This window comes from Streptomyces sp. NRRL F-5755, from assembly GCF_001279365.1.
Lineage (GTDB): Bacteria > Actinomycetota > Actinomycetes > Streptomycetales > Streptomycetaceae > Streptomyces > Streptomyces rimosus.
Genome location: NZ_LGCW01000230.1, coordinates 1 through 19,386, shown reverse-complemented (window position 1 = coordinate 19,386; position 19,386 = coordinate 1). Strand labels below are relative to the sequence as shown.

The following is a 19,386-nucleotide window of genomic DNA, read 5'->3' as shown; positions in this document are numbered from 1 at the left end:
GTTGCCGTCGTCGGCGCGTTGTCATCGACTCATCAAATCCGGTCCGGATTCGTCGGACATAAAGAAACGGACGGGGCCGGTCCGCACGTGCGGACCGGCCCCGTCCGACTGCTCGGGACGCCTCGGATCAGAACTCGTCGTCGAAGGAGACCGAGCCTTCGACGGCGACCTGGTAGGCCGAGGCGCGCCGCTCGAAGAAGTTGGTCAGCTCCTGGACGTTCTGCAGCTCCATGAAGGAGAACGGGTTCTCCGAGCCGTACACCGGCGCGAAGCCCAGGCGCTGGAGGCGCTGGTCGGCCACGCACTGGAGGTATTCGCGCATCGACTCGGTGTTCATGCCCGGCAGCCCGTCACCGCACAGGTCCCGGCCGAACTGGAGCTCCGCCTCGACGGCCTCCTTGAGCATGTCGGTGACCTGGCGCTCCAGCTCCTCGTCGAAGAGGTCCGGCTCCTCCTCGCGCACCGTGTCCACGACCGAGAACGCGAAGTTCATGTGCATGGTCTCGTCGCGGAAGACCCAGTTGGTGCCGGTGGCCAGACCGTGCAGCAGGCCGCGCGAACGGAACCAGTACACGTACGCGAAGGCGCCGTAGAAGAACAGGCCCTCGATGCAGGCCGCGAAGCAGATCAGGTTCAGCAGGAAGCGGCGGCGGTCGGCCTTCGACTCCAGGCGGTCGATGGTCTCGACCGAATCCATCCACTTGAAGCAGAACTCGGCCTTTTCCCGGATGGAGGGAATGTTCTCCACCGCGGCGAACGCGGCGGCGCGGTCGTCCGGGTCGGGCAGATAGGTGTCCAGCAGCGTCAGATAGAACTGGACGTGCACGGCCTCCTCGAAGAGCTGCCGGCTCAGGTAGAGCCGCGCCTCGGGGGAGTTGATGTGCTTGTAGAGCGTCAGCACGAGGTTGTTCGCCACGATCGAGTCACCGGTCGCGAAGAACGCCACCAGTCGCCCGATCAGGTGCTGCTCGCCCGGCGAGAGCTTGGCGAGGTCGGCGACGTCGGAGTGGAGGTCGACCTCCTCCACCGTCCAGGTGTTCTTGATCGCGTCGCGGTAGCGCTCGTAGAAGTCCGGGTAGCGCATCGGACGCAGGGTCAGCTCGAAGCCCGGGTCGAGGAGGTTCTTCTTGCCGGTGGTGGCGGTGTGCGCGGCTGCGGCGCTCTTTTCGGGTGCGGTGGTCACTGACATGCCTCGCAGGACTCGGGGTTTTCCAGGGAGCAGGCGACGGCCTCGGGGTCGGCCGCCTGGGCGGGTACGGGAGCGGTCTGCGCGCCCCCGCCCGTGCCGCGCGCGGACTGGGCGATCCGGGTCGCCGGCCGCGAGCGCAGGTAGTACGTGGTCTTGATGCCGCGCTTCCAGGCGTAGGCGTACATCGAGCTGAGCTTGCCGATGGTCGGCGACGCCATGAACAGGTTCAGCGACTGGCTCTGGTCGAGGTAGGGCGTACGGTCCGCCGCCATGTCGATCAGCGCGCGCTGCGGGATCTCCCAGGCCGTCCGGTACAGCTCGCGGGTCTCCGCGGGAATCCAGTCCAGCTCCTGCACCGAGCCGTTGCCCTCGCGCAGCGCGTCACGGGTCCGCTCGTCCCACAGGCCCAGCGCCTTCAGCTCCTCGATCAGGTACGCGTTGACCTGGAGGAACTCGCCGCTCAGCGTCTCGCGCTTGAACAGGTTGGAGACCTGCGGCTCGATGCACTCGTACACGCCCGCGATCGAGGCGATGGTCGCGGTCGGCGCGATGGCCAGCAGCAGCGAGTTGCGCATGCCGGTCGCCGCGATACGGGTGCGCAGCGCCGCCCACCGGTCCGCCCAGCGCGGCTCGGCGTTCGGGTAGTGGTCGGGGTGCAGCACGCCGCGGGCCGTACGGGTCGCGGACCAGGCCGGGTGCGGGCCGTGCCGCTCGGCGAGGTCGGCGGACGCCTCGTAGGCGGCCAGCATGATCCGCTCGGAGATACGGGTGGACAGCTCCCGCGCCTCGGGCGAGTCGAAGCCGAGCCGCAGCCGGAAGAAGACGTCCTGGAGGCCCATCAGGCCCAGCCCCACCGGCCGCCAGCGCGAGTTGGAGGCGCCGGCCTGCTCGGTCGGGTAGAAGTTGATGTCCACCACGCGGTCCAGGAAGGTCACGGCCGTACGGACCGTGGCGTCCAGCCGCTCCCAGTCCATCTCGCCGTTGTCACCCAGGTGAGCGGCAAGGTTGACCGAGCCGAGGTTGCAGACCGCGGTCTCACCGTCGTCGGTGACCTCCAGGATCTCGGTGCACAGGTTCGAGGAGTGCACCACCTTGCCGGGCTCGGCGGTCTGGTTGGCGGTGCGGTTGGCGGCGTCCTTGAAGGTCATCCAGCCGTTGCCGGTCTGGGCGAGGGTGCGCATCATCCGCGCGTACAGGATGCGCGCCGGGACCTGCTTGACGGCCAGGCCCGCGGCCTCCGCCTTGCGGTACGCCGCGTCGAACTCGTCGCCGTACAGGTCCACCAGCTCCGGCACGTCGCTGGGGGAGAACAGCGACCAGTCGGCGTCGGCCTCGACGCGGCGCATGAACTCGTCGGGGATCCAGTGCGCGATGTTCAGGTTGTGGGTGCGCCGGGCGTCCTCGCCCGTGTTGTCGCGCAGCTCCAGGAACTCCTCCAGGTCCGCGTGCCAGGTCTCCAGGTAGACGCAGGCCGCGCCCTTGCGCCGGCCGCCCTGGTTCACGGCCGCGACCGAGGCGTCCAGGGTGCGCAGGAACGGCACGATGCCGTTGGAGTGGCCGTTGGTGCCGCGGATCAGCGAGCCGCGGGCACGCACCCGGGAGTACGACAGGCCGATGCCGCCGGCGTGCTTGGACAGGCGCGCGACCTGGTGGTAGCGGTCGTAGATCGAGTCCAGCTCGTCCAGCGGGGAGTCCAGCAGGTAGCAGGAGGACATCTGCGGGTGCCGGGTGCCGGAGTTGAAGAGGGTGGGGGAGGACGGCAGGTACGACAGCGTGCTGGTCAGCCGGTACAGCTCGGCGACGTCGTCCACGGCCCGCTCGCTGTGGCCCTCGGCCAGGCCGCAGGCCACGCGCAGCAGGAAGTGCTGCGGGGTCTCGATGACCTGCCGGGAGATCGGGTGGCGCAGCAGGTAGCGGGAGTGCAGGGTGCGCAGGCCGAAGTAGCCGAACCGGTCGTCGGCGCCATCCGCCAGGGCCCGGTCGACCAGCGCGTCCAGGCGCGCCGCGTGGGTCCGTACGAACTCCGCCGTGTCGTCGGCGATCAGGCCCTCGCGGTGGCCGGTGGCGACGGAGGCGGAGAAGGCGGTCGCCCCCTCCGCGGCCGCCTCCTCCGCGATGGCGCGGGTCAGCAGGCGGGCGGCCAGCTTGGAGTACTGCGGCTCGTCGCCGATCAGGCCGGCGGCGGCCTCCATGGCCAGCGAGCGCAGTTCGGCCTCGTCGGAGCCGGCGTGGCGGCCGCGCAGCGCGGCGGCGGCGATCTTGCCGGGGTCGGTGGCGTCCAGGTCGGCGGTGAGGTCGGTCAGCGTGCGCAGCAGCGCGGCGCCGGGGCCGTCCTCGGCCCGGCCGCCGGCGTCCTGCCGGGGCTTCGTGTCCTTCGCGGGCTGCACGACCTGCTGGGTTGACGCGGGCTCCGTTGGCGCGATGGTCACGTGCTGCTCTCCCTCACTCGGCGGGGGCCGGGGGAGGAGCGCGACGGCCGCGTACGGGCGTGCGGCACCCCTGGCACGGCGAGGGGCGCGCGGGCACACCGCGCAGCGTCCACCGGCCCAACCCGCGAGGCCCGGACGTATCGACGACCGCGCCGGGGGTGGCGCGGGCGTACTGCGGGCAGGTCTTCGGACTCACGGGTGCGGATTGCCGCACTTCGTACACCGTTGCGGGACAGTTCCGGATTCGCACCGGATTCCCCTGCGACGACAGCGAGCACGAGCATACATCTTGTGCTGCCTCGTGCACCCACCCCCATATCTTGTGTCGCGTTGTAACGGGGTTGTCCCGAGCCGTGGTATTCGGCAGCCGTTCCGGCGTCGTTCGCAGAGGCTCTGCGGCGCCCCTGCGAAGGCTTCCTGGAGCCGTTGCGGGCCTTGCGGCCGGGGGCTGACGGCCCTCCTGGACGGGGGCTGATGCAGGGGGCGTATTGGTGGCGCGGAATGTCCCTGATGCGTTGACCGGGACTCCTGAAGCGTATTGGCTCCTTGTCTGCTCCGTCGCCCGGCGGGGCGGGTGGGGGACGTGATGTGAGGGGGGAAACATGCGAAGAAACGGTGCTGCGCGTGGCGTGGCCAGGACCGTGGGGCTGCTGGCCGGAGCGTGTGCCGTGGCGGGGGGGCTGCCCGCGACGGCCGCTGCCGCGCGGCCGGCCGCCCCGGCGACCGAACGGGTCAGCGTCGCTGCCGACGGGACGCAGGGAAACGGTTTCTCGGGCGGTCCGACGCTCAGCGCGAACGGGCGGTTCGTGGCATTCACCTCGGAAGCCACCAATCTGGGACCTGCCGACGCCAACGGCCAACAGGACGTCTACGTCAAGGATTTACGGACGGGAAAGGTCGACCTGGTCAGCGTCGCCGGTGACGGCACCAGCGGCAACGCCCTGTCCGGATCACCCGAGATCAGTGCCGACGGGCGGTACGTGGCCTTCTACTCCTCGGCGTCGAACCTGGTGCCCGGCGACACCAACGGCGAGGGCGACGTGTTCGTCCACGACCGGCTGACCGGCCGCACCACGAGCCCCACCGCGGGCGCGGGCACGTCCCCGTACGGCTACGGGGTCCAGAACTTCGCCCTCAGCGGCAGCGGCCGCCACCTCGCCTTCGGCTCGTACCGCGCGGACCTGGTGCCCGGCGACACCAACGAGCGCCTGGACGTCTTCGTCCACGATGTGCAGAAGAAAACGACGCAACGCGTCAGTGTGGCGAGCGACGGCACCCAGCCCGACGGCCCCTCCGGCTTCCCGTCGATCAGCGCCGACGGCCGCCGGGTGGCGTTCACCTCCAAGGCGACGAATCTCACCCCCGCCGGTCCCGGCTTCCGCCGCCCGCCGCCGCAGGACCCCATGTACGTCCACGACCTGGACACCGGCCGGACGAGCGTGGCGAGCCTCGGCTCGACCGGCGCCGTGGTCGGCGTGTCGCCGTTCCCGCGGCTCAGCCCCGACGGCCGGCACGCGGTCTTCACCTCGGTTGCCGACGACGTGGTGCCGGGCGACACCAATGGCACGTACGACATCTTCGACCGCGACCTGGAGAAGGGCACCACCCGGCTGGTGTCCCGCGCGCACGACGGGGCGCAGGGCAACGGCTGGTCCTCCGACGGGCGGCTCAGCGCGGACAACCGGCGGCTCTTCTTCACCTCCACGGCGACGAACCTGGTGCCCGGCGACACCAACGGCCAGGTGGACGCCTTCGTCCGCGACCTGCGCACCGGGCGGGTCGAGCGGATCAACGTCACCGCGGACGGCGGCCAGTCGTCCTCCTGGACCAACGTCGCGGTGCCCGACGCCACCGGCCGGCTCGCGGTCTTCGACTCGCGCGACGACGGACTGGTGCCCGGTGACACGAACGGGACGGGCGATGTCTTCGTCCGCCGGCTCCCGCGCTGACGCAACGGCGACGCATCCACGTACCCACCAGGAGGAGAACCCGCCATGAGGTCCACCCGCAGCACCGTACGAAGACTCGCCGCCGTCACGGGGGTGTGCGCACTCGCCGCGCTGCTGCCCGCAACGACGGCCGCCGCGCAGCCCGCGCCGCCGTCCGGCACCGAGCGGGCCAGCGTCGCCGCCGACGGCACGCAGGGCAACGGCGGCTCGTCCGGTTCGATGATCAGCGCCGACGGCCGGTTCGCCGTCTTCGACTCCGACGCGACGAACCTGGTGCCCGGCGACACCAACGGGCAGCCGGACATCTTCGTGAAGGACCTGCGCACCGGCGCCGTCGAACGGGTCAACGTCGCGAGCGACGGCACCCAGGCCGACTCCTGGTCGTCCACGCCCACCATCAGCGCCGACGGCCGCTACGTCGCCTTCGCCTCCGACGCCGCCCACCTCGTGCCGGGCGACACCAACGCCGCCACCGACATCTTCGTGCACGACCGCAGGACCGGGCGCACCGAGAGCGTCACCCTCGACGGGCGGCCCCCGCAGGGCAAGCAGGGCTCCCAGATGCCGGTGATCAGCGCCAACGGCCGGTACGTGGCGTTCGCCTCCAGCCGTGAGGACCTGGTGCCCGGGGACACCAACAAGGCCCAGGACATCTTCGTCCGCGACCGGAAGACGGGCACGGTCAAGCGGGTGAGCGTCACCGCCACCGGAGAGCAGGCCAACGGCCCCTCCGCCAACCCGGTGATCACCTACGACGGCCGTACGGTCGGCTTCATCTCCAAGGCCGCCAACCTGCGCCCGGACCCGGCCGCGGCTGCCCGCGACCGGGCCGATCTGCGCAGACCGCACAGCTACCCGTTCTACGTGCACGACCTGGACACCGGCCGCACCGGCGTGGGCAGCCTCTCCTCCACCGGCGAGACGGTCGGCGCCTGGAACGCCTCGCTCAGCCCCGACGGCCGCTACGCGGTCTTCTCCAGCCAGTACGGGGAAGTGGTGCCCGGCCACCCGACCGGCCGGGCGGACCTGTTCGTACGGGACCTTCTCAAGGGCACGACGGAGCAGATGTCGTACACCTACGACGGCAAGCAGCCGCAGACCGGCTCCTCCGGCCTGGGCGTACTGTCCGCCGACAACGGCCGTCTGTACTTCCAGTCCTCGGCGCCGGACCTCGTACGGGACGACACCAACAACGCGACGGACATCTTCGTCCGCGACATGCGCACCGGCGTCATCGACCGCGTCAGCCGCCCCGCCGACAGCACACCCGACCAGGGCTGGTCCTCCAACGTCTCCACCGACGCCACGGGCCTGACCGCGGCCTTCGACTCGGACGCGGCGAACCTGGTTCCGGGGGACACGAATGGGGTCACGGATGTGTTCGTGCGGCGAATGCTGCCGTAACCCGATGCCGTGACCGGGCGTGCCGGGCCGGGCGCACGGGCCCGGCCGCCGCTATGCCGCCTCGTCGAGATCGCAGGTGAACGCCAGCAGCGTGATGTCCGGCACGGGCTCCCAGTCCCGCTCCGGTATGCGCGTGAAACCGATGCGCTCATACACGCGGTGGGCGTTCTTTATGTGCGGCAGGGCGGAGAGCACCATGCGGTGCAGGCCCAGGGAGCGGGCGCGGTCCATGCAGGCGCGCACCAGCGCCTCGCCGATGCCGCGCCCGCGGCCGGCGGGGACGACGGCCAGCATCCGGAACTCGCCCTCGTCGGGCCCGGCTATCTCGGCGTACGGACTGCCGGGGGCGGCGAAGGTCACCGCCCCCAGCACCGTCCCGTCGGCGTCGACCGCCGTCAGTACCTCGGCCCGCTCCGCCCGCTCGGCCACCTTGCGCAGCTCGTGCACATACGGGTCGTCGTGGCCGAGCTGCAGCAGTCCGTCCGCCGCGTAGGCCGCCACGAGGATTTCGCCGATCTCCTCGAACTCCTTCTGCCGCGCGGGCCTGATCGTGATGTCCATGGGCCCAGTGTGCACCGGGGGTCTGACAATTCCTCCGGCTCCCTCAGTGCCCCGCCGGAACCCCCGCCGTGGCCGGCGGCAGCTCGACCTGGACGCCCTTGTCACCGGCGTCCGCCGTGTAGTCCTCGGGGGACGTCTCGTCAACGCCGTCGGGGGCCTTGACCGCGCGCAGTACCACCGTCAGGACCACCGTGACCAGGACGTTCAGCACGAACGCGGTCAGCCCGATGTAGCCGATCTCCCCGATGCCGGGGATCTGCGCACTGGAGCCGCCGAAGTGCTTCTGCGTGGGACTGGCCACCCCGTACGCCGCGAGCGTGCCGTAGATCATGCCCGCCGCCCAGCCGGCCAGCAGCGCCCACCGGTGGAACCAGCGGGTGAACAGGCCGCCCACCAGGGCCGGCATGGTCTGCAGGATCCAGATGCCGCCCAGCAGCTGGAAGTTGATGGCGACGGTCTTGTCCATCGTCAGCACGAAGACCAGCGCGCCGACCTTCACCAGCAGCGACACCAGCTTGGCGACCTTGTGCTCCTGCTCGGGCGTGGCGCCCGGCTTGAGGAAGTCCTTGTAGATGTTGCGGGTGAAAAGGTTCGCCGCGGCGATGGACATGATCGCGGCGGGCACCAGTGCGCCGATGCCGATCGCGGCGAACGCCACGCCCGTGAACCAGTCCGGGAACATGTTCTCGAACAGCTGCGGAATCGCCAGCTGCCCGTTCTGCACCTTGATCCCGGCCGCCACCGCCATGAACCCGAGCAGCGCCAGCAGCCCCAGCATCAGGGAGTACAGCGGCAGGATGGTGGTGTTGCGGCGGATCACATTGCGGTTGCGCGAGGACAGCGTCGCGGTGATCGAGTGCGGGTACATGAACAGCGCGAGCGCCGAACCGAGCGCGAGCGTCGCGTACGCCCACTGCGCGTTCGGCCCGCTGGCCAGTTCCCCGCGCGGTTTGCCGGTCGCCGGATTCTTCTGCGCGAAGGCGTCCTTCGCCACCGCGAAGATGTGGTCGAAGCCGCCCAGCTTGATCGGGATGTAGATGATCGCGACGGCGATGACCAGATAGATCAGCCCGTCCTTGACGAACGCGATCAGCGCGGGCGCCCGCAGCCCGGAGCTGTAGGTGTACGCCGCCAGCACACCGAAGGCGATCAGCAGCGGCAGGTCCTTGACGAACCAGTTCGTGTCCTCGCCGCCGCCGACGCCCATCACGTCCAGCACGGCCTGGATGCCGACGAGTTGCAGCGCGATGTACGGCATCGTGGCGAGGATGCCGGTGAGCGCCACGGCCAGCGACAGGCCCTTGGAGCCGAACCGGCCGCGCACGAAGTCCGAGGTGGTCACGTATCCGTGCTTGTGCGAGACCGACCACAGGCGGGGCAGGAAGGTGAAGATCAGCGGGTAGACGAGGATCGTGTACGGGACGGCGAAGAACCCGGCCGCGCCCGCCGCGTAGATCGCTGCCGGCACGGCCACGAAGGTGTACGCCGTGTAGAGGTCGCCGCCCAGCAGGAACCAGGTCACCCAGGTGCCGAAGCTGCGCCCGCCCAGCCCCCACTCGTCGAGGTTGGCGGACTGCTCGGCCTTGCGCCAGCGTGCCGCCAGGAAGCCCATGACCGTCACGGCCACGAAGAAGAAGATGAAGACGGCGAGCGCCACGCCGTTCACGCCGTCCTTCACCGGGACGCACCCCCCTTGCGCAGCCGCTGCTCACGCTGGACCAGCTTGTACGCGACCATGGTGAGCGCCGTCGAGATCAGCACCCACAGCATCTGGTACCAGTAGAAGAACGGGATGCCGATGAGCGTCGGCTCGATCTTGGCGTAGGAGCCGACCCACAGCATCGCCACGAAGGGCGCGACCAGGCAGAGCCCGGCGATCACACGGGTGGGAGTGACGACCGGCGCGGCTCTGCCCGCTGGTGTTCCGGCTGATGCGGACGGCTCTGGCATGGGCGCGGCTCCGTTCCCTGGCGGTCCCCGGTGATCACGCGGGTGGTGGGCAGGAAATTTAAGCCACGGAAGTTGTACGCGTCACTACCTGTCCGCATATCGGTACGGCAACGAACCGGCCCCTCAGCAGCAGCGGAAGCCCGAGCGGGGGTCGCCCTCGCGCTCCGCGGCGCGCCGCCGCTCGAATTCCCGGCGGCTGGGGACCGGCGCGCCGGGCGTGTGCTGCCGGACATGCGCGACGTAGCGTTCGTACGTGCTCTCGCCGGTCAATTCCCGTACGTACCAGCGGATCCAGCCCAGAACCCGTCGTACCGCGTTCACGGCCCGCTCCGTTCCGCCGTCGCCAGCTCCGCCTTCTCCTCCTTGGAGGCCACCAGCCCGGCGGGCGCGACGATCGCCGACTTCACGTACGGGGCCTCGCTGAGCCGGGTCGCGGACGGGTTGCGCAGATGCCGTACGCACACCCGGGCCGCGTCCGCGATCACCACGATGATCAGCAGCGCGAGGACCGCCGACAGCACGCCGTCCACCGTCGAGTTGGTGACGACCGTGTGCATGTCGTCCATGGTCTTGGCGGGCGGCAGCACCTTCCCGGCGTCGATGGCGTCCTGATAGACCGAACGCTGGGTGAAGAAACCGACCTTGGGGTCCCCGGAGAAGACCTTCTGCCAGCTCGCGGTGAGGGTGACGACGGCGTCCCAGGCGAGCGGAACGCCCGTGATCCAGGCCCACTTCACCCGCCCGGACTTCACCAGCAGCGTCGTGCAGACGGTCAGCGCGACCGCCGCCAGCAGCTGGTTCGCGATGCCGAAGACCGGGAAGAGCTGGTTGATGCCGCCGAGCGGTTCATGGACGCCGACCCACAGGAAGTACCCCCACAGCGCCACCACGGCCGCGCTGCACAGCACCAGCCCCGGCTTCCAACTCACCCTGCGGAACGGCTTGTAGACGTTGCCCAGCATGTCCTGGAGCATGAAGCGGCCCACCCGGGTGCCCGCGTCCAGCGCGGTGAGGATGAACAGCGCTTCGAACATGATCGCGAAGTGGTACCAGAACGCCTTCATCCCGGCCCCGCCGAACACCTGCGAGAAGATGTCCGCCACCCCCACGGCGAGGGTGGGCGCGCCGCCCGTACGGGACAGCAGCGTGTGCTCCTCGACGGCCTTCGCCGCGGCGGCCAACTGGTCGGGGGAGATGCTGTATCCGAAGTGCGCGACGGCCTGCGAGGCCGACTGCACGGTGTCGCCGATGACGCCGGCCGGCGCGTTCATCGCGAAGTACAGCCCCGGGTCGATGATCGACGCCGCGACCAGCGCCATCACCGCGACGAACGACTCCATGAGCATCGAGCCGTAGCCGATCATGCGGATCTGGGTCTCCTTCTGCACCATCTTGGGCGTGGTGCCGGAGGAGATCAGGGCGTGGAAGCCGGAGAGCGCGCCGCAGGCGATGGTGATGAAGACGAACGGGAAGAGCGAGCCCGCGAAGACCGGGCCGTCGCCGCGCCCGGCGAAGCGGGTGACCGCGTCCATCTTCAGGTTCGGCAGGGTGACCAGCACGCCGACCGCCAGCAGTCCGATCGTGCCGATCTTCATGAAGGTGGAGAGGTAGTCGCGCGGCGCCAGCAGTGTCCACACCGGCAGTACGGACGCGATGAACCCGTACGCCACCAGCCAGATGACCAGCGTCTTCGGCTCCAGCGTGAAGGTGTCGGCCCAGGACGAGTCGGCGACCCAGCGGCCCGCGACCAGCGCGAGCACCAGCAGCGCGACGCCGATCAGCGAGACCTCGGTGACCCGTCCCGGGCGCAGCACCCGCAGGTAGAAGCCCATCAGCAGGGCGATGGGGATGGTCATGCCGATGGAGAAGGTGCCCCAGGGGGACTGCGCCAGCGCGTTGACGATGATCAGCGCCAGCACACCGAGCAGGATGATCATGATGGCGAAGGCGGCGAGCAGCGCGGCGGCCCCGCCGAACACGCCGATCTCCTCGCGGGCCATCTGCCCCAGCGACCGGCCGTCGCGCCGGGTGGAGAAGAACAGTACGACCATGTCCTGCACGGCGCCCGCGAAGACGACGCCGACGATGATCCAGATGGTGCCGGGCAGATACCCCATCTGGGCGGCGAGCACCGGCCCGACCAGCGGCCCGGCGCCCGCGATGGCCGCGAAGTGGTGGCCGAGCAGCACCCGGCGGTCGGTGGGGTGGAAGTCCACGCCGTCGTTGAGCCGTTCGGCGGGGGTGGCCCGGGTCCGGTCGACGCGCAGCACGCGGGTGGCGATGAAGCGCGCGTAGAAGCGGTAGCCGATGGCGTACGAGCCGAGCGCGGCGGCGACCATCCAGGCGGCCGAGACCTCCTCCCCGCGGGAGAGGGCGAGCAGCGTCCAGCCGGCGGCGCCGACCAGTGCCACGGCCGTCCACACGGCGATCTTGCGGGGGCTGGCGGTGGTTCGGGGCTGGCCTGCTGGGCGCACCGGTACGTCCTCCCGTCGACGCGACGACGGAAGGACCGTAGAGGCAGCGGGGCGGATCGCGCCATACCGCGACGCGACCGGGCGGCGGGGCGCCGGAAGGGGAGGCCCGCCGCCGGGGCCCTCAGTCCGCCGGACGCCGCAGCCGGGCCACGAACTTGTAGCGGTCGCCGCGGTAGACCGAGCGCACCCACTCCACCGGGGCGCCCTCGGCGTCGAGCGAGTGCCGGGAGAGCATCAGCATCGGCAGGCCCACGTCCGTACCGAGCAGCCCGGCCTCGCGCGGGGTGGCCAGCGAGGTCTCGATGGTCTCCTCGGCCTCCGCCGGGCGGACGTCGTAGACCTCGGACAGCGCCGTGTACAGCGAGGTGTACTTGACGAGGTTGCGGCGCAGCGCGGGAAAGCGCTTCGCGGACAGGTGGGTCGTCTCGATGGCCATCGGCTCCCCGCTGGCCAGGCGCAGCCGCTCGATGCGCAGCACCCGGCCGCCGGCCGCGATGTCCAGCAGCCCGGCCAGCCGGTCGTCGGCGGTGACATAGCCGATGTCCAGCAGCTGCGAGGCGGGCTCCAGGCCCTGGGCCCGCATGTCCTCGGTGTAGGAGGTCAGTTGCAGGGCCTGCGAGACCTTGGGCTTGGCGACGAACGTGCCCTTGCCCTGGATGCGTTCCAGCCGTCCTTCGACGACCAGTTCCTGGAGGGCCTGGCGAACGGTCGTGCGGGAGGTGTCGAACTCCGCGGCCAGGGTCCGCTCGGGCGGTACCGGGGTGCCCGGCGGCAGCGTTTCGGTGATCTCCAGCAAGTGGCGCTTGAGGCGGTAGTACTTCGGCACGCGGGCGGTGCGTGCGCCGCCGCCGTTGTCCGCGCTGCCCCCGTCGGTCTCCATGACCCGCCTCTCCGACTCCTGTCGCGCTGCCGTCACCGGCTCCTCCGTACGTAGCGGCTCACATCGTGGCACGGGTGGGGTCCCGATGCTCCCTTGCTGGTCCGTGCCCGCTCGCGGGGCCCGACGCCAACGTAGCGTCTGCCTCGCGGGCACACGCCGCTACCGCGGCGACAGGCCCCAGATGTCGGTCCGGTAACGGACCTGACAGCGACTCTTATACACCCTTGACACCCCAAAAGGTCTAGGCCAAGCTGCGGGCACTGGTCTAAACCATTAAAGACCACCAGCCAGCCTTTAGGGGAGAGCGCAATGAAGCGTGGACTCATAGCGGCGACGGCAGTCGCGGGAATGTTGGTGAGTGTCGCTGCCTGTGGGTCCAGCGGCAGCGGCTCGGCGGGGGCCGAGAGCTTCAAGGGCAAGAAGCTGATCGTCTGGGTGATGGACGGCTCCAACCCGGCGCAGTGGACCAAGCAGGTCGCCGAGGACTTCAAGGCCAAGACCGGCGCCACGGTCGAATTCCGCGTCCAGCAGTGGAACGGCATCCAGCAGAAGCTGACCACCGCCCTGTCGGAGGACAGCCCGCCGGACGTCGTCGAGATCGGCAACACCCAGACCGCCGCGTACGCCAAGGCCGGCGCGCTCGCGGAGCTGGGCGACCTGAAGAAGGAAATCGGCAAGGACTGGAACGACTCCTTCAACAAGGCGTCCCTCGTCGACGGCAAGCAGTACGCGCTCCCCTGGTACGCCGGCAACCGTGTGGTGATGTACAACAAGAAGATCTGGGCCCAGGCGGGCATCAAGGAACTGCCCAAGACCCGCTCGGAACTCTTCAAGGCGTTCGACACCATCAAGCAGAAGACCGACGCCGAGCCGCTCTATCTGCCCGGCCAGAACTGGTACTTCTTCGACGGCCTGACCATCGGCACCGGTGCCGACCTGGTCAAGAAGCAGGGCGACAAGTGGGTCTCCAACCTCGGCGACCCCAAGGTCTCCAAGGCCATGGACATCTACAAGCAGTACCAGGCGTTCAGCACCGCCCCGAAGAACAAGGACGAGGCCACCCCGCAGCAGGCGGAGATCTTCTCCAAGGGCAAGACCGGCGCCATCATTGCCATGGGCTACGAGGGCCCCACCGCCGTCAAGGCCAACCCGGCCATCAAGGACGACATCGGCTTCTTCCCCATCCCGGGCGAGACCGCCGACAAGCCCGAGGGCGTCTTCCTCGGCGGCTCCAACTTCGCCGTCGCCGGCGGCGGCCAGAACCAGGAGCTGGCCAAGGAATTCCTGAAGGTCGCGCTGTCCAAGAAGAACGACGGACAGATGGTCAAGGAGGTCGGCTGGAGCCCGAAGTCCCCCGACCTCGCGGACGCCGCCAAGGGCAACCCGGCCGCCGAGGCCGCCGCGCCCGGCGCCGCCAAGTCCAGCGGCACCACGCCGCTGATCCCCGAGTGGGCCCAGGTCGAGAACACCCCGAACCCGATCAAGAACTACATGACCGCGGTTCTGGGCGGGAAGGCCCCCGCGGACGCCGCCAAGGACGTCGAGGCCGAGATCAACAAGCGGCTGGCGCAGAAGCAGTGACCGGCGGCGCGTCCGGCGGTCCGGCCCGTACGGAACCGCGCGGCGCGCGCCGGCACCAGTGACCGCGGTCCTCCGTGGCGGCGGGTCGTGTCTTTTGGATCAGCCTGGAGCAGCCCGCGGTGTCCGTGGGTGATGCGACAACGCCGCGAGGTGCCGTGCCTGGGGGCACCTCCCAGCGGCAGCTGGGGGAGCGTCGCGGGCCCAGGATGATCCGAAAGGCGCGACCTAGCCGCGGGGGACCGCCACCAACGGGTTCCGTACGGGAGCCGGCCGTCCCGGCCCCCGTACGGAACCACCAGCACGAGCACGACCGGGTGATGGGGAGAAGCGGGACATGTCAGTGCAGATCGAGGACGCGGTGCAGAATTCCGCGCCACGGATCGGCAAGGGCGGCGCCCCGCCGCCCGGTCGCCGCCGCGCAACCGGCCGGGCCGCCGGGAAGGCCCCCTACCTGCTGCTGATCCCGGCCCTGGCCGCCACCGCGGTCTTCCTGGGCTGGCCCATGGTGCGGAACCTGATCCTCTCGTTCCAGAACCTGAACATGAAGCAGCTGATCCAGCACCTCACCGAGTGGCGCGGGTTCGGCAACTACGCGGACATCCTGGGCGGCGAGCAGTTCTGGCGGGTCACCGTCCGCACCATCGTCTTCACCGCCGTCAACGTCGTCCTGATCATGGTGCTGGGCGTGCTGATCGGCCTGCTGCTGGCCCGGCTCGGCAAGAAGATGCGCCTGGTGCTGTCGGTCGCGCTGGTGCTGGCCTGGGCGATGCCCGTCATCGCCGCCACCACCGTCTTCCAGTGGCTCTTCGACTCCCGCTACGGCATCGTCAACTGGGTCCTGGACCAGCTGGGCTGGCACTCGATGGCCCACTACGACTGGGTCGGCAGCCAGCTGTCCACATTCTTCGTCATCACCGTACTGATCGTGTGGCAGTCCCTGCCGTTCGTGGCGCTGAACCTCTACGCCGCGACCACCACCATCCCCAAGGAGCTGTACGAGGCGGCCCGGATGGACGGCGCCGGCACCTGGAAGGTCTTCACCAGCGTCACCTTCCCGTTCCTCAAGCCGTTCTTCCTGGCGACCACGTTCCTGGAGATCATCTGGGTCTTCAAGGCGTTCCCGCAGATCTTCGCCATCAACGAGGGCGGCCCGGACCGGCTCACCGAGACCCTGCCGATCTACGCCTTCACCGAGGGCGTCGGCAACCTCCACTTCGGCATGGGCGCGGCCATCTCGCTGCTGACGATCGTCGTACTGCTCGCCATGACCGCGTACTACCTGCGACTGACCCTCAAGCAAGAGGAGGACGAGGCGTGAAGCGCTCCCTGCTCGGCCGCATCTGGCCCAACGCGGCGGCGCTCGTGCTCGCCCTCGGATTCGTCTTCCCCGTGTACTGGATGTTCACCACGGCCTTCAAGCCGAACGGCGACATCATCACCGAGGACCCGGTGTGGTTCCCGCTGAACGGCACCTTCGAGCACTTCTCGACCGCCGTCAGCGCGCCGAACTTCTGGTCCCTGGTGGGCAACTCGGTCACCGTCACCGTGCTGGCCGTCGGGCTCTCCCTGCTGATCGCGCTGTGCGGGTCCTTCGCCGTCGCGCGGATGCGCTTCAAGGGCCGCAAGGGGATCATCCTGACCTTCATGGTCGCCCAGATGGCGCCCTGGGAGGTCCTGGTCATCTCGATCTACATGATCGTGCGCGACGCCGACATGCTCAACAGCCTGGTGCCGCTGACCTTCTTCTACATGCTGATGGTGCTGCCCTTCACCCTCCTGACGCTGCGCGGCTACGTCGCCGCCGTGCCCAAGGAGCTGGAGGAGTCCGCGATGGTCGACGGCTGCACCCGCACCCAGGCGTTCGTGAAGATCATCTTCCCGCTGCTGGCACCCGGCCTGATGGCCACCTCGCTGTTCGGCTTCATCACCGCCTGGAACGAATTCCCGCTCGTGCTGGTTCTCAACAAGGAGCCGGACAAGGGCACGCTGCCGCTGTGGCTCTCCCAGTTCCAGAGCCAGTTCGGCGACGACTGGGGCGCCACGATGGCCGCCGCCTCGCTCTTCGCCCTGCCGATCCTCGTCCTGTTCCTGTTCCTGCAACGCAAGGCGGTCGGCGGACTGACCGCCGGCGCAGTGAAGGGATGACGCGCGCCATGACGACACTCGTACGCCCGTCCGGCACCCTCACCCGCGACGCGCTCACCGTTCTCCAGCCCGGCTTCACCGGCACCTCGGCGCCCGACTGGCTGCTGCGCCGGCTCGGCGAGGGGCTGACCTCGGTGGGCCTGTTCGGCCGCAACATCGCCTCGCCGGACCAGCTCGCGGCGCTCACCGCCGAGCTGCGGGCCGAACGGGAGGACATCCTCGTCGCCATCGACGAGGAGGGCGGCGACGTCACCCGCCTCGAAGTGCGCGGCGGCTCGTCCTTCCCCGGCAACCTCGCCCTGGGCGCCGTCGACGACACGCAGCTCACCCACGACGTGGCCCGCGAACTGGGCCGCCGGCTGGCCGAGTGTGGCGTCAACCTCAACTGGGCGCCGTCCGCCGACGTCAACTCCAACCCGTCCAACCCGGTCATCGGCGTACGGTCCTTCGGCGCCGACCCGCAGCTGGTCGCCCGGCACACCGCCGCGTACGTCCAAGGGCTCCAGTCCGCCGGCGTCGCCGCCTGCGCCAAGCACTTCCCGGGCCACGGCGACACCGCCGTCGACTCCCACCACGACCTGCCGCGCATCGCCGCCGACCTGCGTACCCTCCAGGAACGCGAACTGGTGCCCTTCCGGGCCGCGATCGCCGCCGGCACCAAGGCCGTGATGAGCGCGCACATCCTGCTCCCGGCCCTGGACGGCACGCTGCCCGCCACCCTCAGCCGCGATGTGCTCACCGGCCTGCTGCGCGCCCCCGTCGCCGACGGCGGCCTCGGCTTCGAGGGCCTGATCGTCACCGACGGCATGGAGATGCGGGCCATCTCCGCGACGTACGGCATCGAGCGGGGCAGCGTCCTGGCCATCGCCGCCGGTGCCGACGCCATCTGCGTCGGCGGCGGACTGGCCGACGAAGCCACCGTGCTGCGGCTGCGCGACGCCCTGGTGAGGGCGGTACGCGACGGCGAGCTGTCGGAGAAGCGGCTCGCCGACGCCGCGGCGCGGGTCCGCGCCCTGGCACGGTGGACCCGGAGTGCGGGCGCGGCGCAGGGAACCCTCTCTGGGGAGCGAGGGGTCGCGCCCGCACCCGAGGCCGGCCTGGTGGCGGCCCGCCGCGCGCTGCGGATCACCCGCAACGGCCCGTACGAGCCGCTCCGCGCGCCCGCGTACGTCGCGGCCTTCACGCCCGTCGCGAATATCGCCGTCGGCGACGAGACGCCGTGGGGGGTCGCCGCGGAACTGGGGCGGCTGCTGCCGGGGACGGAGACGGGCACGTACGGAAACGCCGGAGCCGTCGCTGCCGACACGTCCGCCCGGACGGAGGAGATCCTGCGGGCGGCGGGGGAGCGGCGGATCGTCGCCGTCGTCCGCGACGCACATCGGCACACCTGGATGACGGATGCCCTCGACGCCCTGCTCGACGCCCGGCCCGACACGGTCGTCGTCGAAATGGGCCTGCCCCAGGCGCCCCCGCGCGGGGCCCTGCACATCGCCACCCACGGCGCGGCCCGCGTCTGCGGACGCGCCGCCGCCGAGGTCATCGCGGGTGGATGAATCCCCCACCGGGCCGCGGAGGGGAGCCGGTGGTCCGGTGGGGGGCATGAGTGGGGGGCGGATGGTGCGGGTGGTGGCAGAGCGGTTGTGGACGGCGCCACGGGTGTGGGCGGTGCGGGTGCGGATGGCGCGGTGCGGACGGCTCGGCCGGTGGGTTGAACGGCCAGTGGGATGGATGGCCGGTGGGTTGAACGGCCAGTGGGGTGGATGGTCGGTGGGTTGAATGGCGGTGGGCTGAACGGTGGGTGGGCTGAACGGCCCATGGACGAAACGACCCGGGTGGGGCGTCTTTGCGGAGGCGCCCCACCCGGGTCGTGTGCGTGCTTGTGCCGTACGGGGTGGCCGTACGGGGTGGCCGTCCGGCTGCCCCCTACAGGCCCTGCCACTCCGGCTTGGCCGCGTACGTGGCGCGGAAGTAGTCGGCCAGCTTGAGCTTGGACGCGGCGGCCTCGTCGACGACGACCGTGGCGTGCGGGTGCAGCTGCAGGGCGGAGGCGGGTACGAGCGCCGAGACCGGGCCCTCGACGGACTGCGCGACGGCGTCCGCCTTGCCCTCGCCGGTGGCCAGCAGCACCAGGTGGCGGGCCTCCAGAATGGTGCCGATGCCCTGGGTGATGACGTGGTGGGGCACCTCGTCCAGGCTGTCGAAGAACCGGGCGTTGTCCTCCCGGGTCTGCTGCGTCAGCGTCTTGATCCGGGTACGGGACGCGAGCGAGGAGCACGGCTCGTTGAAGCCGATGTGCCCGTCGGTGCCGATGCCCAGCAGCTGGAGATCCACCCCGCCGGCCTCGCCCAGCGCGCGGTCGTACGCCTCACAGGCCGCCTGGACGTCCTCGGCGGTGCCGTCCGGCCCCATGAACGCGTCCTCGCCGAGCCCCAGCGGCTCCACGACCTCGCGGAGCACCACGGACCGGTACGACTCGGGGTGCCCGGCGGGCAGCCCCACGTACTCGTCGAGCTGGCAGATGCGGGCACGCGAGACATCTACGTCCCCACCGCGGACCTTGGCCGCCAGCGCTTCGTAGACGGGCAGCGGAGTCGAGCCGGTGGCCACACCCAACAGCGCCTCGGGCTTGCGACGGACCAGGGCGGCGATGGCCTCCGCGATCAGCTCGCCGCCTGCCTTGGCGTCCGGGACGATGACAACTTCCACGCTGAGCCTGCCGATCTGGAGAGTGGTCGTGTGGTATAGACCAATCTACCAGAGCGCCACCGCCACCCCCGGTGACATCCGGCAATCCGGGGCTGAACGGGGGGTGAACTGGGGGGAG

The 19,386-nt window shown here is 70.3% G+C and carries 15 protein-coding genes and 1 riboswitch; of the genes, 6 read left to right on the top strand and 9 right to left on the bottom strand.

From position 1 onward, the window contains the following. Nucleotides 1-127 precede the first annotated feature (127 nt). A complete protein-coding gene (locus ADK86_RS18950) occupies nt 128-1,189 on the bottom strand; it encodes a ribonucleotide-diphosphate reductase subunit beta (protein WP_053697639.1) in 1,062 nt (353 codons plus the stop codon). Continuing rightward, nucleotides 1,180-3,618 (bottom strand): ribonucleoside-diphosphate reductase subunit alpha, encoded by a 2,439-nt coding sequence (locus tag ADK86_RS18945; protein WP_078952108.1) that lies wholly within the window; start codon nt 3,616-3,618, stop codon nt 1,180-1,182. The genes ADK86_RS18950 and ADK86_RS18945 overlap by 10 nt, the downstream gene beginning before the upstream one ends. A gap of 159 nt (nt 3,619-3,777) precedes the next feature. Continuing rightward, nucleotides 3,778-3,915: riboswitch (cobalamin riboswitch) on the bottom strand. A gap of 332 nt (nt 3,916-4,247) precedes the next feature. On the opposite strand from ADK86_RS18945, the gene ADK86_RS18940 reads away from it, so the two are divergent. Further along, a complete protein-coding gene (locus ADK86_RS18940) occupies nt 4,248-5,567 on the top strand; it encodes a TolB family protein (protein WP_159393886.1) in 1,320 nt (439 codons plus the stop codon). 45 nt (nt 5,568-5,612) lie between these two features. After that, entirely contained in the window at nt 5,613-6,971 is a 1,359-nt protein-coding gene (locus tag ADK86_RS18935) for a TolB family protein (protein ID WP_053697636.1), read from the top strand. Nucleotides 6,972-7,022: 51 nt separating this feature from the next. Here the strand turns inward: ADK86_RS18935 and ADK86_RS18930 are convergent, their stop codons facing one another. The 6 genes from ADK86_RS18930 to ADK86_RS18905 form a co-directional block, all read right to left on the bottom strand. Further along, nucleotides 7,023-7,532 (bottom strand): GNAT family N-acetyltransferase, encoded by a 510-nt coding sequence (locus ADK86_RS18930; protein ID WP_053697635.1) that lies wholly within the window; start codon nt 7,530-7,532, stop codon nt 7,023-7,025. Nucleotides 7,533-7,575: 43 nt separating this feature from the next. Then, nucleotides 7,576-9,210 carry a monocarboxylate uptake permease MctP gene (gene mctP, locus ADK86_RS18925; RefSeq protein WP_053697634.1) on the bottom strand — a complete coding sequence of 545 codons (1,635 nt, stop codon included), beginning with the start codon at nt 9,208-9,210 and terminating at the stop codon, nt 7,576-7,578. Then, nucleotides 9,207-9,482 (bottom strand): DUF3311 domain-containing protein, encoded by a 276-nt coding sequence (locus tag ADK86_RS18920; protein WP_078952107.1) that lies wholly within the window; start codon nt 9,480-9,482, stop codon nt 9,207-9,209. The genes mctP and ADK86_RS18920 overlap by 4 nt, the downstream gene beginning before the upstream one ends. A gap of 123 nt (nt 9,483-9,605) precedes the next feature. Then, entirely contained in the window at nt 9,606-9,803 is a 198-nt protein-coding gene (locus ADK86_RS18915; RefSeq protein WP_053697632.1) for a YbdD/YjiX family protein, read from the bottom strand. Further along, nucleotides 9,800-11,956 carry a carbon starvation CstA family protein gene (locus ADK86_RS18910; protein WP_053697631.1) on the bottom strand — a complete coding sequence of 719 codons (2,157 nt, stop codon included), beginning with the start codon at nt 11,954-11,956 and terminating at the stop codon, nt 9,800-9,802. The genes ADK86_RS18915 and ADK86_RS18910 overlap by 4 nt, the downstream gene beginning before the upstream one ends. Nucleotides 11,957-12,077: 121 nt before the next feature. Beyond that, nucleotides 12,078-12,836, bottom strand: a complete 759-nt coding sequence (locus ADK86_RS18905; protein ID WP_030587435.1) for a GntR family transcriptional regulator — start codon at nt 12,834-12,836, stop codon at nt 12,078-12,080. Nucleotides 12,837-13,184: 348 nt separating this feature from the next. Between ADK86_RS18905 and ADK86_RS18900 the strand changes: the two genes are divergently transcribed. The 4 genes from ADK86_RS18900 (at nt 13,185) to ADK86_RS18885 (ending at nt 18,115) form a co-directional block, all read left to right on the top strand. After that, on the top strand, nt 13,185-14,417 hold the full coding sequence (locus ADK86_RS18900; RefSeq protein ID WP_324611402.1) for an extracellular solute-binding protein: 1,233 nt from the start codon (nt 13,185-13,187) through the stop codon (nt 14,415-14,417). Nucleotides 14,418-14,751: 334 nt separating this feature from the next. After that, nucleotides 14,752-15,735, top strand: a complete 984-nt coding sequence (locus ADK86_RS18895) for a carbohydrate ABC transporter permease (protein WP_078952106.1) — start codon at nt 14,752-14,754, stop codon at nt 15,733-15,735. Beyond that, the gene (locus ADK86_RS18890; RefSeq protein WP_053697629.1) at nt 15,732-16,562 is read left to right on the top strand and encodes a carbohydrate ABC transporter permease; all 831 of its coding nucleotides are present in this window, start codon (nt 15,732-15,734) and stop codon (nt 16,560-16,562) included. The genes ADK86_RS18895 and ADK86_RS18890 overlap by 4 nt, the downstream gene beginning before the upstream one ends. A gap of 8 nt (nt 16,563-16,570) precedes the next feature. After that, complete coding sequence (locus tag ADK86_RS18885) at nt 16,571-18,115, top strand: glycoside hydrolase family 3 protein (RefSeq protein WP_053697628.1); 1,545 nt, start codon at nt 16,571-16,573, stop codon at nt 18,113-18,115. Nucleotides 18,116-18,485: 370 nt separating this feature from the next. On the opposite strand, the gene nagB is transcribed toward ADK86_RS18885, so the two are convergent. Then, nucleotides 18,486-19,268 carry a glucosamine-6-phosphate deaminase gene (nagB, locus tag ADK86_RS18880; protein ID WP_030587453.1) on the bottom strand — a complete coding sequence of 261 codons (783 nt, stop codon included), beginning with the start codon at nt 19,266-19,268 and terminating at the stop codon, nt 18,486-18,488. Nucleotides 19,269-19,386 lie beyond the last annotated feature (118 nt).

Excerpts from the sequence above, each read along its gene's own strand:
- ADK86_RS18895 (WP_078952106.1), top strand. The coding sequence starts at position 14,752 with ATGTCAGTGCAGATCGAGGACGCGGTGCAGAATTCCGCGCCACGGATC.
- ADK86_RS18930 (WP_053697635.1), bottom strand. The coding sequence starts at position 7,532 with ATGGACATCACGATCAGGCCCGCGCGGCAGAAGGAGTTCGAGGAGATC.
- ADK86_RS18935 (WP_053697636.1), top strand. The coding sequence starts at position 5,613 with ATGAGGTCCACCCGCAGCACCGTACGAAGACTCGCCGCCGTCACGGGG.
- ADK86_RS18900 (WP_324611402.1), top strand. The coding sequence starts at position 13,185 with ATGTTGGTGAGTGTCGCTGCCTGTGGGTCCAGCGGCAGCGGCTCGGCG.
- ADK86_RS18905 (WP_030587435.1), bottom strand. The coding sequence starts at position 12,836 with ATGGAGACCGACGGGGGCAGCGCGGACAACGGCGGCGGCGCACGCACC.
- ADK86_RS18950 (WP_053697639.1), bottom strand. The coding sequence starts at position 1,189 with ATGTCAGTGACCACCGCACCCGAAAAGAGCGCCGCAGCCGCGCACACC.
- ADK86_RS18885 (WP_053697628.1), top strand. The coding sequence starts at position 16,571 with ATGACGACACTCGTACGCCCGTCCGGCACCCTCACCCGCGACGCGCTC.
- ADK86_RS18920 (WP_078952107.1), bottom strand. The coding sequence starts at position 9,482 with ATGCCAGAGCCGTCCGCATCAGCCGGAACACCAGCGGGCAGAGCCGCG.